The sequence below is a fragment of the Streptomyces sp. NPDC055287 genome (assembly GCF_053646035.1).
Window position 1 is genome coordinate 188,687 of record NZ_JBSHNE010000012.1, and the last position, 14,641, is coordinate 203,327.

Annotated in this window: 16 protein-coding genes; 11 read left to right on the forward strand and 5 right to left on the reverse strand. The window is 72.3% G+C overall.

The genetic code is table 11. The features are described 5' to 3' along the window. Positions 1-4: 4 nt before the first annotated feature. Positions 5-643, reverse strand: a complete 639-nt coding sequence (locus ACWIHY_RS20970; RefSeq protein WP_454377162.1) for a TIGR03085 family metal-binding protein — start codon at positions 641-643, stop codon at positions 5-7. Positions 644-747: 104 nt separating this feature from the next. Here ACWIHY_RS20970 and hisI point away from each other — a divergent pair, with 104 nt between their 5' ends. The 11 genes from hisI to lgt all read left to right on the forward strand — a co-directional run bounded on the left by hisI (position 748) and on the right by lgt (position 9,755). Further along, positions 748-1,116 carry a phosphoribosyl-AMP cyclohydrolase gene (hisI, locus tag ACWIHY_RS20975; RefSeq protein ID WP_454377163.1) on the forward strand — a complete coding sequence of 123 codons (369 nt, stop codon included), beginning with the start codon at positions 748-750 and terminating at the stop codon, positions 1,114-1,116. 11 nt (positions 1,117-1,127) lie between these two features. Then, complete coding sequence (locus ACWIHY_RS20980; RefSeq protein WP_454377164.1) at positions 1,128-2,606, forward strand: anthranilate synthase component I; 1,479 nt, start codon at positions 1,128-1,130, stop codon at positions 2,604-2,606. A gap of 32 nt (positions 2,607-2,638) precedes the next feature. After that, positions 2,639-3,289 (forward strand): TIGR02234 family membrane protein, encoded by a 651-nt coding sequence (locus tag ACWIHY_RS20985; RefSeq protein WP_454377165.1) that lies wholly within the window; start codon positions 2,639-2,641, stop codon positions 3,287-3,289. Positions 3,290-3,393: 104 nt separating this feature from the next. Continuing rightward, positions 3,394-3,648: an HGxxPAAW family protein gene (locus tag ACWIHY_RS20990; RefSeq protein WP_454377214.1), complete on the forward strand. Its 255-nt coding sequence runs from the start codon at positions 3,394-3,396 to the stop codon at positions 3,646-3,648. A gap of 94 nt (positions 3,649-3,742) precedes the next feature. Then, on the forward strand, positions 3,743-4,219 hold the full coding sequence (locus ACWIHY_RS20995) for a DUF2752 domain-containing protein (protein WP_454377166.1): 477 nt from the start codon (positions 3,743-3,745) through the stop codon (positions 4,217-4,219). A gap of 115 nt (positions 4,220-4,334) precedes the next feature. Next, positions 4,335-5,144 carry an indole-3-glycerol phosphate synthase TrpC gene (trpC, locus tag ACWIHY_RS21000; protein WP_454377167.1) on the forward strand — a complete coding sequence of 270 codons (810 nt, stop codon included), beginning with the start codon at positions 4,335-4,337 and terminating at the stop codon, positions 5,142-5,144. 10 nt (positions 5,145-5,154) lie between these two features. Further along, on the forward strand, positions 5,155-5,373 hold the full coding sequence (gene trpM / locus ACWIHY_RS21005; RefSeq protein WP_454377168.1) for a tryptophan biosynthesis modulator TrpM: 219 nt from the start codon (positions 5,155-5,157) through the stop codon (positions 5,371-5,373). Between the two features lie 128 nt (positions 5,374-5,501). Then, on the forward strand, positions 5,502-6,794 hold the full coding sequence (gene trpB, locus ACWIHY_RS21010) for a tryptophan synthase subunit beta (RefSeq protein ID WP_454377169.1): 1,293 nt from the start codon (positions 5,502-5,504) through the stop codon (positions 6,792-6,794). After that, entirely contained in the window at positions 6,791-7,615 is an 825-nt protein-coding gene (gene trpA, locus ACWIHY_RS21015) for a tryptophan synthase subunit alpha (RefSeq protein ID WP_454377170.1), read from the forward strand. Before trpB ends, trpA begins: the two co-directional genes overlap by 4 nt. An 85-nt stretch (positions 7,616-7,700) precedes the next feature. Next, positions 7,701-8,702, forward strand: a complete 1,002-nt coding sequence (locus ACWIHY_RS21020) for a DsbA family protein (RefSeq protein WP_454377171.1) — start codon at positions 7,701-7,703, stop codon at positions 8,700-8,702. Positions 8,703-8,798: 96 nt separating this feature from the next. Beyond that, entirely contained in the window at positions 8,799-9,755 is a 957-nt protein-coding gene (lgt, locus tag ACWIHY_RS21025; protein WP_454377172.1) for a prolipoprotein diacylglyceryl transferase, read from the forward strand. 117 nt (positions 9,756-9,872) lie between these two features. Here the strand turns inward: lgt and ACWIHY_RS21030 are convergent, their stop codons facing one another. Genes ACWIHY_RS21030 through ACWIHY_RS21045 form a run of 4 tightly spaced genes read right to left on the reverse strand, consistent with a single transcriptional unit; the run spans position 9,873 to position 14,636 of the window. Next, entirely contained in the window at positions 9,873-10,700 is an 828-nt protein-coding gene (locus tag ACWIHY_RS21030) for an HpcH/HpaI aldolase/citrate lyase family protein (protein ID WP_454377173.1), read from the reverse strand. Continuing rightward, entirely contained in the window at positions 10,697-11,923 is a 1,227-nt protein-coding gene (locus ACWIHY_RS21035; protein WP_454377174.1) for a CaiB/BaiF CoA transferase family protein, read from the reverse strand. Before ACWIHY_RS21035 ends, ACWIHY_RS21030 begins: the two co-directional genes overlap by 4 nt. Further along, positions 11,920-13,482 carry an ADP-ribosylglycohydrolase family protein gene (locus ACWIHY_RS21040; protein WP_454377175.1) on the reverse strand — a complete coding sequence of 521 codons (1,563 nt, stop codon included), beginning with the start codon at positions 13,480-13,482 and terminating at the stop codon, positions 11,920-11,922. Before ACWIHY_RS21040 ends, ACWIHY_RS21035 begins: the two co-directional genes overlap by 4 nt. Then, positions 13,479-14,636 (reverse strand): ADP-ribosylglycohydrolase family protein, encoded by a 1,158-nt coding sequence (locus ACWIHY_RS21045; RefSeq protein WP_454377176.1) that lies wholly within the window; start codon positions 14,634-14,636, stop codon positions 13,479-13,481. Before ACWIHY_RS21045 ends, ACWIHY_RS21040 begins: the two co-directional genes overlap by 4 nt. Between the last annotated feature and the right edge of the window lie 5 nt (positions 14,637-14,641).

The following is a 14,641-nucleotide window of genomic DNA, read 5'->3' on the forward strand; positions in this document are numbered from 1 at the left end:
GGCGCTACATGGAGATACCGAGCTTCGCCTCGCGCAGGCGCTCGATCGCTTCCTTGTCGCCCTCCAGCTCCACCCGCGCCGAGTCCTGCCGCCCGAAGGCGAACAGCACCAGCTCACCCGGCTCGCCCGTGACCGTCACCACCGGCGTCCCGCGATGCGCCACCGCCGTCTGCCCGTCCGGGCGCCGCAGCACCACACCCACCGGCGCCTTGCGGCCGAGGAGACGGGCCGCCTTCTCGATCCGCGACCAGAGAGCGTTCGCGAACACCGCGTCCAGCTCGCGCGGCGTCCAGTCGGGCTGTGCCCGCCGTACATCCTCGGCGTGGACGTAGAACTCGACGGTGTTGGCGGCCTCGTCGAGCTGCTTGAGCGCGTACGGAGACATCCGTGGCGGACCGGTGCGGATGAGCTGGATCAGTTCCTCGTACGGCTTGGCGGCGAACTCCGCCTGCACCCGCTCCAGCCGGCTCTTCAGCGCCGCGAGCACTATCCCGCCCGCCGCGTCCGCGCGGCGCTCGCGCACCACGACGTGGGCGGCGAGTTCGCGGGTGGTCCAGCCGTCGCACAGCGTCGGGGCATCGGGTCCGGCAGCCTCCAGCAGGTCGGCGAGGAGAAGTCGTTCACGCTTGGCATGGGTCGACATGACGGCCAGCGTACGGCCGTAACTCCGCCGGGGCCACGGCGCCGCGCGTCCAATGACCGGACGGCGTCCGTGCCGAGGCCCGCAGGCGCGGCACAATGGCGGACATGACCAGTACGCCCCCTCCCAGCAGCCTCGACCCCGCCATCGCCGCCCGCCTCAAGCGGAGCGCCGACGGCCTGGTCCCGGCCATCGCCCAGCAGTACGACACCGGTGAGGTGCTCATGCTCGGCTGGATGGACGACGAGGCGCTCCACCGGACCCTCACCACGGGACGCTGCACATACTGGTCGCGCAGCCGCCAGGAGTACTGGGTCAAGGGCGACACCTCGGGCCACTTCCAGCACGTCAAGTCGGTCGCGCTCGACTGCGACGCCGACACCGTCCTCGTCAGGGTCGACCAGATCGGCGCCGCCTGTCACACCGGCGACCGCACCTGCTTCGACTCCGACGTGCTCCTCCCGCTCGCGAAGTAAGGTCACCGGCCATGGACATCGAGACCTTCCGCAAGCTGGCCGTCGACCGGCGTGTCATCCCCGTCAGCCGCAGGCTGCTCGCGGACGGCGACACCCCCGTCGGCCTCTACCGCAAGCTCGCCGCGGAGCGCCCCGGCACCTTCCTCCTGGAGTCCGCCGAGAACGGCCGCTCCTGGTCCCGTTACTCCTTCGTCGGCGTACGCAGCGCCGCGACCCTCACCGCCCGCGACGGCCAGGCGCACTGGCTCGGGACGCCGCCCGTCGGCGTGCCCGTGGACGGCGACCCGCTCGACGCGCTGCGCGCCACCATCGACGCACTGCACACCCCGCGCGATCTCGCGGGCGGCCTGCCGCCGTTCACCGGCGGCATGGTCGGCTACCTCGGGTACGACGTCGTACGCCGCCTGGAGAAGATCGGCGAGCACGGCCGGGACGATCTCCGGCTGCCCGAGCTGACCATGCTGCTCACCTCGGACCTGGCCGTGCTCGACCACTGGGACGGCTCGGTGCTGCTGATCGCCAACGCGATCAACCACAACGACCTCGACACGGGCGTCGACGAGGCGTACACCGACGCCGTGGCCCGGCTCGACGCGATGGAGGCCGACCTCAGCCGGGCCGTGCCCACCTCGCCCGCTGCCCTGCCCCCGTCCGAGCTGCCGCCGTACACCGCGCTGTGGGGCGGCGAGGCATACCAGGCCGCCGTCGACGACATCAAGGAGCGCATCCGCGCGGGCGAGGCCTTCCAGGTCGTACCGTCCCAGCGCTTCGAGACGCCGTGCACGGCGAGCGCGCTCGATGTCTACCGGGTACTGCGCGCCACCAACCCGTCGCCGTACATGTACCTCTTCCGCTTCGACGGCTTCGACGTCGTCGGCTCCAGCCCCGAGGCGCTGGTCAAGGTCGAGGACGGGCGCGCGATGGTGCACCCGATCGCCGGGACCCGCCACCGCGGCGCCACGCCGCAGGAGGACCAGGCGCTCGCCGACGAGCTGCTCGCCGACCCCAAGGAGCGCGCCGAGCACCTGATGCTCGTCGACCTCGGCCGCAACGACCTGGGCCGGGTCTGCGAGCCCGGCAGCGTCGAGGTCGTCGACTTCATGTCCGTCGAGCGGTACTCGCACGTCATGCACATCGTGTCGACCGTGACCGGCCGGGTCGCGCCGGGTCGCAGCGCCTTCGACGTGCTGACCGCCTGCTTCCCGGCGGGCACGCTGTCCGGAGCGCCGAAGCCGCGCGCCATGCAGATCATCGAGGAGCTGGAGCCGTCGCGGCGCGGACTGTACGGCGGCTGCGTCGGCTACCTCGACTTCGCCGGCGACTCCGACACCGCCATCGCGATCCGTACCGCCCTGCTCCGCGACGGTACGGCATATGTGCAGGCCGGAGCGGGTGTGGTGGCCGACTCGGACCCGGTCGCCGAGGACAACGAGTGCCGGAACAAGGCGGCCGCGGTGCTGCGCGCGGTCCACACGGCGAACCGCCTCTGACCGCGATCCGGACGTAAGGGATAGTGGGGTGCGTGAGTGCCGCAACCCCCGTACCCCTTCCGCTTCCGCGCGGCGAGAGCGTGCCGGCCGCCTCCACGGGCCGCCGCAGCCTCGCCGCCGCCCTGCTGCTCGGCGCCCTCGGCGCCGCCGTCGTGCTCCTGGCCTCCGGCCGGATCTGGGCCGAGGGCGCGGCCGTGGTGCCCGGCGGCGCACTGCCCCTCGACGTCGAGGGGCAGGACGTCACCGGTACCCCCGCGGCGCTGGCCATCGTCGGCCTCGCCGCGCTCGTCGCGGTCTTCGCGGTCCGCAGGGCGGGTCGCCTGCTGGTCGCCGGGCTGCTCGCGCTGAGCGGCGCGGGCGCCGCCGTAACCGCCCTCCTCGGCGCGTCCGGCGACGCGGCCCTCGACGAGAAGGCCGCGGAGATGACCGGCGACGCCGCCGCTACGGCCGGCTCGCTGACGCACACGGCATGGCCGTACGTGACGGCGGCGGGCGGCCTGCTGATCCTGGCCGCCGGACTGCTCGCACTGTGGTGCGGCAGGAAATGGCCCTCCATGTCCGGCCGTTACGAGCGCGACGGCAGCCCACGGGCCCGCAGGGCCCCCGCCGCCCCGGACCCGGACCGGCCCGAGGACCTCTGGAAGGCCCTCGACCGCGGCGAGGACCCGACGCGCGACGCATGACCCCCGAGATCACGCGCCCGCTCCTCGTACGGGACAATGAGCGACGAGCGTACGACTCACGGATCATCACCTCACCACAGAGCGAAAGCAACGAGGAGCAACTCATGGCGGGCACGAGCCACGGACACACCCCGGCCGCCTGGACCGGTGTCACCATCTCCTTCATCGGTTTCTGCATTTCGGGCGCCTTCATGGTGCTGGCCAATCCGTTCGGCTTCTGGGCCGGACTCGTCGTCGTACTGCTCGGTGGTGTGGTCGGGATGGCCATGAGTGCCGCGGGTCTCGGCATGCCGAAGGAGTCCGAGGAGACGCGGCGGGCCCGTGACGAGGCCGGCCAGGCGCAGGTCCAGGCCCACTGACAACACCTCCCCGGCCCGGCCTTCGCCGGCGCCGACGCGGTTCCGACGCGGATCTGAAGCAAGGCGCAGCCCCAGGCGGGCTGCGCCTTTCCTCATGAGCGGGGACAATCGGCGCGTGGATACCGTGCCTTCACCCGCCCCGGCCCCCTCGCCGGGCCCCCCGCGGCCCCCCGCGTCGCTCGTCCGCCGGCTCGCCGCGCCGGCCGTCACGCTCGCGGGCGTCGCGGCGGCCTTCGTGTACGTGGGCACCGTCGACCCCAATGAGCCGGGCCACTACCCCGTCTGCCCGCTCCTGCAGCTCACCGGCATCTATTGCCCCGGCTGCGGCGGGCTGCGGAGCGCCCACGGGGTCGCCACCGGTGATCTGGCGGGCGCGCTCGGCGCCAACGCCATGGCGGTCGTCGGGTACGGCGTCTTCGCCGTGCTGTGGGCCGTCTGGGTGGTACGCGCGACCCGGGGAATCCCGATGCGGATCTTCCTCAGGCCCGTCTACTGGTGGAGCATCGGCGCTGTGGCCGCGATCTTCAGCGTCGTCCGGAACCTGCCGTTCGGCTCGGCACTCGCTCCGTGAAGTCCCAGGTAGTGGGACTGACCGCCACTCGATGCGAGACCTGAGGCCTCCTGCGGATAGCATTGGTATGGCTGATCCTGGTCCACCATCACCCTCCCGGAAGGGGGCCGCTCGCGTGAGTGTGCTCGACGAGATCATCGAAGGCGTGCTCGCCGACCTCGCGGAGCGGCAGGCAACCGTCAGTCTCGACGAGCTCAAGGACCGCGCGGCCAAGGCAGCCCCGGCCAAGGACGGAGTCGCCGCGCTGCGCGGCGACGGAGTCCAGGTCATCTGCGAGGTCAAGCGCTCCAGCCCTTCCAAGGGCGCGCTCGCCGCGATCGCGGACCCCGCCGGACTCGCCGCCGACTACGAGGCGGGCGGCGCGGCCGTCATCTCCGTACTGACCGAGCAGCGTCGCTTCGGCGGCTCGCTGGCCGACCTCGAGGCCGTACGCGCCAGGGTCGACATCCCGGTGCTCCGCAAGGACTTCATCGTCACGGCCTACCAGCTCTGGGAGGCGCGGGCGTACGGCGCCGACCTGGCCCTGCTGATCGTGGCCGCCCTCGAGCAGGAGGCCCTGGTCTCCCTGATCGAGCGGGCCGAGTCCATCGGACTCACGCCGCTGGTCGAGGCGCACGACGAGGAAGAGGTCGAGCGCGCGGTCGAGGCCGGCGCGAAGATCATCGGCATCAACGCGCGCAACCTCAAGACCCTCAAGGTCGACCGCGGCACGTTCGAGCGGGTCGCCCCCGAGGTCCCGGCAGGCATCATCACGATCGCCGAGTCCGGCGTCCGCGGCCCGCACGACCTCATCGCCTACGCCAACGCGGGCGCCGACGCGGTCCTCGTGGGCGAGTCGCTGGTCACCGGCCGTGACCCCAAGGGCGCCGTCGCCGACCTGGTCGCCGCAGGTGCCCACCCCGCCCTGCGCCACGGCCGGAGCTGACTCCGCCCCCATGACCACCCTCCGCAGCACCGTCGCACGCACCCGGCCGGGCCTTCGCCCGTCCGGGGCGCAGGCGCGCGACCCGCACGCGCCGCTGGCGCGCGGGTGCCGCCCGCGCGGGTGCCGGGCTCCGGCGCGGCGGGTACGGGGACGCCGGGTGCGGTACCACATCGGTTCCGAGCCGGGCCAGATCAACGGCATGCGATGGCGCACCGAAGGCGCGCTGTAGCGGTTCGCCATGCCCGTACGCCCGGATGCGTCCGAGGCGTACCGGGGCGGGCGCGCTCGCCGCGCATACGGTCAAGTCCACCCGTTGATCTTTCATGGGGCGCCAGCCCCTTCTGAGGAGTACGTCGGATGTCTTCTGACTTCTTCATTCCGGACCCCGAGGGCACCGTCCCCAGCGCCGAGGGCTACTTCGGCGCGTACGGCGGCAAGTTCATCCCGGAGGCGCTCGTCGCCGCGGTCGACGAGGTCGCCGTCGAGTACGACAAGGCCAAGTCCGACCCGGCCTTCGCGGCCGAGCTGAACGAGCTCATGGTCAACTACACCGGCCGGCCCAGCTCGCTCACCGAGGTGGCCCGGTTCGCCGAGCACGCGGGCGGCGCGCGCATCTTCCTCAAGCGCGAGGACCTCAACCACACCGGCTCACACAAGATCAACAACGTGCTGGGCCAGGCGCTGCTCACCAAGCGCATGGGCAAGACGCGGGTGATCGCGGAGACGGGCGCCGGCCAGCACGGTGTGGCCACCGCCACGGCGTGCGCCCTGTTCGGTCTCGAATGCACCATCTACATGGGCGAGATCGACACCCGGCGTCAGGCGCTGAACGTGGCCCGGATGAGGATGCTCGGCGCCGAGGTCGTCGCCGTGAAGTCCGGCAGCCGGACGCTCAAGGACGCCATCAACGAGGCGTTCCGTGACTGGGTCGCCAATGTCGACCGTACGCACTACCTCTTCGGCACGGTCGCCGGCCCGCACCCCTTCCCCGCCATGGTCCGCGACTTCCACCGCGTCATCGGCGTCGAGGCCCGCCGCCAGATCCTGGAACGCACCGGCCGGCTGCCCGACGCGGCCGTCGCCTGTGTGGGCGGCGGGTCCAATGCCATCGGGCTCTTCCACGCCTTCATCCCGGACACGGGCGTACGCCTGGTCGGATGCGAGCCCGCCGGGCACGGCATCGAGACGGGTGAGCACGCGGCGACCCTGTCGGCGGGCGAGCCCGGCATCCTGCACGGCTCGCGGTCGTACGTCCTCCAGGACGAGGAGGGCCAGATCACTGAGCCGTACTCGATTTCGGCGGGCCTCGACTACCCGGGCATCGGTCCCGAGCACGCGTACCTCAAGGACAGCGGGCGCGGCGAGTACCGGGCCGTGACGGACGACGCGGCGATGCAGTCGCTGCTCCTCCTGTCCCGCACCGAGGGCATCATCCCGGCCATCGAGTCCGCCCACGCCCTCGCCGGCGCGCTGGAGCTCGGCAAGGAGCTCGGAAAGGACGGGTTGATCCTGGTCAATCTGTCCGGGCGTGGCGACAAGGACATGGACACGGCCGCCCGCTACTTCGGCCTGTACGACACCGATGCCGCGGTCGAGGCCGACGCCTCCGCCGTCAACGGCGCCGCCGAGATCCAGAGGGACACCAAGTGAGCGGGAACATTCAGCTGCTGAGCGACACCCTGGGGCGGGCCAAGTCGGAGAACCGGGCCGCCCTCATCGCCTACCTCCCGGCCGGATTCCCCACCGTGGACGGCGGCATCGACGCGGTCAAGGCGGTCATCGAGGGCGGCGCGGACGTCGTCGAGATCGGGCTGCCGCACAGCGACCCGGTGCTCGACGGCCCGGTCATCCAGACCGCCGACGACATCGCCCTGCGCGGCGGAGTGAAGATCGCCGACGTGATGCGCACGGTCCGCGAGGCCCATGAGGCGACCGGGGCCCCGGTGCTCGTCATGACGTACTGGAACCCGATCGACCGGTACGGCGTAGAGCGGTTCACCGCCGAGCTGGCAGAGGCGGGCGGCGCGGGCTGCATCCTGCCCGACCTCCCGGTCCAGGAGTCCGTCCTGTGGCGCGAGCACGCGGAGAAACACGGTCTGGCCACGGTCTTCGTGGTCGCGCCGAGCAGCAAGGACGAGCGGCTCGCCACGATCACCGCGGCCGGATCCGGGTTCGTCTACGCGGCCTCGCTGATGGGCGTGACCGGCACGCGTGAGTCGGTGGGCGCGCAGGCGCAGGACCTGGTGCGGCGGACACGGGCGACGACCGAGCTGCCGGTGTGCGTCGGGCTCGGGGTCTCCAACGCCGTACAGGCCAAGGAGGTCGCGGCCTTCGCCGACGGTGTGATCGTCGGCTCCGCCTTCGTGCAGCGGCTTCTCGACGCCCCGGATCGTGCGGCAGGTCTGGAAGCCGTACGGAAGCTCGCCGGAGAGCTGGCGGAAGGCGTCCGCAGGGGCGGCACGAACGCCTGACACGAACACCTGGGCGGTGTAGCTCGTACGGGTGGACCTGGACCGGGGAGGCACGCTGGTGCCTCCCCGGTTCGTTGCTGCGGGTGTGAGTGACAAGAACCGTGACGGAAAACGAACCGCCCGCGAGCGCCTGATCCAGGAGCGCGAGGCGCAGAAGGCGCGCGACAAGCGCCGGCGGACACTGATCGTGGCCGGCGCCGTGGTCGGCGTGCTGGGCCTGGCCGCCGTGGTCGGCATCCTCGCCGCGAACGCGGGCTCGGACGGGGACGACGACAGCGCGAGCGCCGTGGTCGCACCCGAGGGGACGGACGCCAAGGGCGATCCGCTGATCCCGGTGGGGGCGACGGACGCACCGTCGACGCTCACGGTGTGGGAGGACTTCCGCTGCCCGGCGTGCGCCCAGTTCGAGAACGCCTTCCGGGACACGATCCATGAGCTGGAGGCGGCGGGCCAGATCAAGGTCCAGTACCACCTGGCCACGCTCATCGACGGGAACATGGGCGGCTCCGGATCGCTGAACGCGGCCAACGCCGCGGCGTGTGCGCAGGACGTGGGCAAGTTCGTGCCGTACCACGACGTGCTGTACCAGAACCAGCCGCCGGAGCCCGACGACGCCTTCAGCAAGGACAGCCGTCTGATCGAGCTGGCGGGGAAGGTCGACGGGCTCGTCACGGAACCGTTCAAGCAGTGTGTGTCCGACGGGACGCACAACGGCTGGGTGCGCAAGTCCAACGAGGCGTTCCAGAAGGGCAACTTCAGCGGGACGCCGACCGTCCAGCTCAACGGGGAGTCGATCTTCCCGAAGAAGGGCAACGAACAGATCTCGCCCGACAACCTGAAGAAGTGGGTCGCCGAGGCCAACAAGGGCAAGAAGGCGGGGACGGCGACCGCCACACCGCCGGCGTCCCCGACCTCCCCGGCGCCCGCGCCGTCGGGGTCGTCGGCGCCCCCGGCTTCCGTGCCGCCCGCCTCCGCGTCCCGGGCGCCCTCGCCGCCTCCGGCGTCCATGCCGCAGGCCTCTGTGCCGCCGGCTTCCGCGCCGCAGGGTTCGGTGCCGCAGGGGTACGTGCCTCCGGTCACGCCGTAGCGCCCGGTGCGGGGCGCGGGGCGGGCCGCCCGTTACCCAGACGTTGCCGGGTGGGTTGCCGTACGTCCCACCCGGCAAGGTAGCGTCGACCCTGCCATGGACCTTGCCTACATCCCCAGCCCGTCGACCGGTGTGATCGAGCTCGGACCGATCCCGCTCCGCGGCTACGCGTTCTGCATCATCATTGGCGTCTTTGTGGCCGTCTGGTACGGCAACAAGCGCTGGATCGCCCGCGGAGGCAAAGCCGGCACGGTCGCCGACATCGCCGTGTGGGCGGTCCCCTTCGGCCTCGTCGGCGGACGGCTGTACCACGTCGTCACCGACTACCAGCTGTACTTCAGCGAGGGCCAGAACTGGGTCGACGCGTTCAAGATCTGGGAGGGCGGCCTCGGCATCTGGGGCGCCGTCGCTCTCGGCGCGGTCGGAGCCTGGATCGGCTGCCGCCGCCGCGGGATCCCCCTCCCGGCCTGGGCCGACGCGATGGCTCCCGGTCTCGCCTTCGCCCAGGCGATCGGCCGATGGGGAAACTGGTTCAACCAGGAGCTCTACGGACGGCCGACTGACGTGCCCTGGGCGCTCAAGATCTCCGAGGGCGTGAACCGCGAGGCAGGCACGTACCACCCGACCTTCCTGTACGAGTCGCTGTGGTGCATCGGCGCCGCGCTGCTGGTCATCTGGGCCGACCGCCGCTTCAAGCTCGGGCACGGCCGGGTCTTCGCGCTGTACGTCGCGCTGTACTGCACCGGTCGGGGCTGGATCGAGTACATGCGGGTCGACGAGGCGCATCACGTGCTGGGGCTGCGACTGAACGTGTGGACCTCGATCGTGGTGTTCGTGTGCGCGGTGGCGTACTTCGTGATCTCGGCGAAGGTGCGGCCGGGGCGCGAGGAGATCGTCGAACCGGGGTCTCCTGAGGCGCGCGCCAAGTCGGGGGCTGATGCCGGTGCCGATGCCGATGGTGACGCCGGTGCCGATGCCGATGGTGACGCCGGTGTCGAGGCCGATGCGGTCGCTGACGGCGAATCCGGGCACAGGGCTGATGCCAAGGACTAGGGCGTCCGGCGGCGTTCCGGCCGCCTGACCCCGTTTCTTCCAAGGCTTCGGACGGGCTGGAACTACCCGCTCAGCGGGCAGTTCCAGCCCGTCCGGCGTGTGCAACCCGACGCCGGTCTATCGGCCGCCGCGCGATGCCAGAGCCAGGATCCTGTGGGCGGCTGCGACGACCGCCGCGTCGACGAAACGGCCGTCGGGCAGCGCCAGAGCGCCCCCGTCCGTCGCTGCGGCTTTGACGACCTCCTCCGCCTGCTCGACCTCCCGGGGCGCGGGAAGGAACGCGCGCTCGATCACCGGCAGCTGGCGGGGATGCAGCGCCGTACGGCCCAGGAGGCCGAGCGCCCGGCCCCGCGCACACGACGCCGCCAGTCCCTCCAGGTCCCGTACGTCGGCGTACACCGACTGGACCGGCGGCTCCAGTCCCGCCGCCCGTGCGGCGACCACCACCCGGCTGCGCGGCCACGCGAGCCCGGCGTCGTCCCGTACGCCCAGATCCGCGCAGAGGTCCGCCTCGCCCAGGGCGATCCCGCGCAGACGTGGGTGCGCGCCGGCGATCACGTACGCGTGCTCGATGCCCAGCGCTGATTCGAGCAGGGCGTACAGCGGCACGTCCGGCATCCGGTGCGCGACGCGGCGTACTTCGGAGGGGTCCGTGATCTTCGGGAGGCGAAGGGCCGCGAGGCCGGGGAGGCGGTCGAGGGCGTGAAGGTCGGCTTCGGCGAAGGGGGTGCCGAGGGCGTTCACCCGGACGTGGACGGGCGCCGGGGGGCGTTCGGTGAGGAGTTCGGCGGTCGCTGAGCGGGCGTACCCCTTGCGGTCGGGCGCGACCGCGTCCTCCAGGTCCACGATCACCACATCGGCGCCGGACCGCAGCGCCTTGACGACCGTCTCGGGGCGGTCACCCGGCACGTAGAGCCAGGTCAAGGCAGTCAGCGGTGTGGTCATCGGGTGCCGCCGGTCGCTCGGAGCGTGCCGATCTCGGATGCGGACAGGCCCGCCTCGGTGAGTACGGCGTCCGTGTCGGCGTTGTGCGGGCGGCCGGCCCAGCGGATTCCACCGGGGGTCTCGGAGAGGCGGAAGAGGACGTTCTGCATGCGCAGCGGGCCGAGTTCCGGGTCCTGGACCTCGGTGATGGTGTCCAGGGCGCGGTACTGCGGGTCGGTCATGACGTCCTGTACGTCGTAGACGGGCGCGATCGCCGCTTCCGCCTTTTCGAACGCGGCCAGCGCTTCGTCGCGGGTGCGGCGGCCGATCCAGTGCCCCACCGCCTCGTCGAGTTCGTCGGCGTGCTCGGCGCGGCCGCTGCCGGTCGTGAACCACGGTTCGTCGATCAGGTCGGGGCGGCCCACCAGGCGCATCACGCGCTCGGCCACGGACTGGGCCGACGTGGAGACGGCCACCCAGGCGCTGTCGGAGGTGCGGTAGGTGTTGCGCGGGGCGTTGTTGCGGGAGCGGTTGCCGGTGCGGGGCTGGACGTAGCCGAGTTGGTCGTACCAGAGCGGCTGGGGGCCGAGGACGGTGAGGATCGGTTCGATGATGGCCATGTCGACGACCTGGCCGCGGTGGGTTGTGGTGCGGGCCGTGAGCGCCGTCATCACGGCGTAGGCGGTGGCGAGCGCCGCGATCGAGTCGGCCAGGCCGAACGGGGGGAGCGTGGGCGGGCCTTCGGGCTCACCGGTGATCGCCGCGAAACCGCTCATCGCTTCGGCGAGCGTGCCGAAGCCGGGGCGGTGGGAGTACGGGCCGAACTGGCCGAAGCCGGTGACGCGGGTCAGGATCAGGCGGGGATTGACGGCGCTCAGTTCCGCCGGGCCGAGGCCCCACTTCTCCAGGGTGCCGGGGCGGAAGTTCTCGATGATCACGTCGGTGGTGGCGGTGAGGCGCAGGAGGGCGTCGCGGCCGGTGGGGCAGGAGAGGTCGAGGGTGATGGTGCGCTTGTTGCGGCCGAGCAGCTTCCACCACAGGCCGATGCCGTCCTTGGAGGGGCCGTGGCCCCGGGAGGGGTCGGGTTTGGTGGGGTGCTCGACCTTGATCACGTCCGCGCCGAAGTCGCCGAGCATGGTGGCGGCCAGGGGACCGGCGAAGAGGGTGGCCAGGTCGAGGACGCGCAGGCCGGTGAGGGGCTGGGGCGCGGGTGCGGGTGTGGGTGCTGGTGGTGTCGTCGTCATGGCCGGAGTGCCTCCGTGTGGGTGAGGTGGGCCAGGGTGTCGAAGCCGATGCCGTCCAGGCCGGCGACGGACGTGGCCAGGCGGTTGTGGAGGGGAGCGGTCCAGCGGCTGGGGATGGCGTCCGGGGAGCCGGCGACGAGGCCCGCGATGCTGCCGGCCGTCGCGCCGTTCGAGTCCGTGTCCCAGCCGCCGGACACCGCGCGGCAGATGGAGCCGGTGAAGTCGCCGTCCGCGTGGGTGAGCGCGGCCGCGATCAGGGCGGCGTTCGGCAGGACGTGCACCCAGTGGTGGTGGCCGTAGGTCGCGTGGAGGTCGTCCACGACGGTGTCGAAGCTGGTGGCGGATGCCCTGACCGCTGTTTCGATGCCGTGACGGACCGCTCGGGCGAGGCGGGATCCCGGGGGGACGACGGTCAGGCCGGTGCGCAGGCAGTGATGTACGTCGGTGGACCCGGCGGCGGCCTCGGCGATGGTCGCGGCGATGAACGTGGCGCCGTACACACCGTTGGCCGTGTGGGTGAGTGTCGCGTCCCGGTGGGCCTGTTCGGCGGCGGCGGCCGGGTCGCCGGGGTGCGTCCAGCCGTGGATGTCGGCTCGGATCAGGGCGCCGATCCATTCGCGGAACGGGTTGTGGTGGCTGGCGGTGTGAGGGGGCGTCAGGCCGAGGAGGAGGTTGCGGTAGGCGATGCGCTCGGCCGTGAAGGCGCGGCCGGCCGGTAGTTCGTCCAGCCAGAGCCCGGCCAGGTGGGTGGTCGTGAAGGCCTTGGTGTGGCGCTGGAGGAGGAGCAGGCCGAGGAGCGGGTAGTTGAGGTCGTCGTCCTCGGGCATGCCGTTGATGTTCTCGGCGAGGGACGTGGGGGCGGAGCGGCGGTTCCAGGGGTGGCGGCTGAGGAGGTGGCGGGGGACGCCCCGGGCGGTGAACCAGGTGTCCAGGGGCCAGTTGCCGGCGGCGGCGGCCAGTTGGCGGATGGCCGGGAGGGGGAGCTTTTCCACCGGCTTTCCCAGGAGGCAGCCGGCCGCTCGGCCCAGCCAGGCGGCGTGCAGGCGGGGGAGAAGGGGGGCCGCGGTAGCTTCTGCGCGGTGAGCTGGTCCGCCGTTCGCGGGGGCGTCGGGGTCGGTGCCGCGCCGGGGCGTCTCCTCGGGCGCCGAACACGCGGGTGCTCGGTGTTGTGCGGGGTGATCGCGTCCGACGTCCTGCGGGGAGCGCCCCGGCACGTCCCCTCCCGGCGCCGGAATGCGCCGGGCGGGGTGGGTACGGGGGGCGGTTGTGCCGCCGGGCCATGTCGGGCACGCGGATCTGATGGCGGGCAGGTCGGTCGGTTCTGCTTGGTGGGTGGGGGTGGGGAGTTGGGACAGGTCGTTCAGGAGGTGCTGCGCCAGGGCGCGGAGGCGGGCGGGTGCGGGGGTGGGGGACGCGCCGGCGGCGGGTGGGGCCGGGGGGCCGCCCGCCGCTTGCCAGCGGCTACGGATCGCTGTCGCGTCGCGGCCGTCCTCCGAGGCCTGGCGCAGTTCGTGGGTGATCAAGTCCTCCGGTTGCACCCAGGTCAGCCGTACGCTCACGCCGTGCCCGCCAGCGCCGTGAAGATCGCCTCGTGGGACCGGCGGCGCTCCGTGTCGCGGGTGTAGATCTCGCGGGTCACGGCCGCGAGGGTGCGCGCCGGGGCGTGCAGGTCGGTTCGGCTCGCCTCTGCGACGGTTTTCGCCCAGTCGGAGGGGATCGCCGCCTCGCCGTACAGGGCACCGGAGATGGCGCCGCTCATCGTGGCGATCGAGTCGCAGTCACGGCCGTAGTTGACCGAGCCCAGGACGGTGTGGCGGTAGTCGCCGCCGGCGACCAGGAGCATCCCGAGGGCGATGGGGAGTTCCTCGATGGAGTGCAGGCGGGAGGGGCGGCGGGCGGCGAGGGTCGGTCTGCGGTAGTCCGGGCCCACTGTGTCGAACGGCGCTACGGCGGCGCGGAGCGGGGCGAGCGCGGACTCGAAGTCGTGGTGGCGCACGGCGGCTTCGGCCACGGCCTCGATCGCCGAGCGGGTGCCGTCCTTCGCGAGGGACAGGCACGTGTCGACCACGGTGGCGGGCGTGGCCTCGGGGGCGCAGGCGGCGGCGACCGCGGCGGCGAAGACGCCGGCCGCCTCGCGTCCGTACGACGACTGGTGGGCGCCGGCCACGTCGATCGCCTCGGCGTACGCCGCGGTGGGGTTGCCCGCGTTGACCAGGCCGACCGGGGCCATGTACATCGCCGCGCCACAGTTGACGATGTTGCCGGTGCCGGCTTCGCGCGGGTCCACGTGGCCGTAGTGGAGGCGGGCGACGATCCACTTCTCGGCGAGGAAGACGCGCTGGAGGGGGAGGGCTTCTGTTTCCAGCTCCGGGATCCAGACGGGGGATTCGATGAGCTGGGGGACCAGGTGGTCGGCGACCGCGTAGGCGTCCAGGTGGTCCCGTGCGGCGTCGTACACGCGGATCAGGGCGTGGGTCATCAGGGTGTCGTCGGTGATGTGGCCGTCGCCCTTGTGGTACGGGGCGATGGGGCGCGCCGTACGCCAGTCCTCGTGGAACGGGCCGACGATGCCGTGGACGCGGCCGCCGTGGCGTTCGGAGATCTGCTCGGGGGACCAGCCCTCGACCGGTCCGCCGAGCGCGTCGCCGACGGCTGCGCCGATCAGGCTGCCGGTGGTCCGGTCCTCCAGGGTGAGTGGGGGGAAGGTCGTCATGGTGG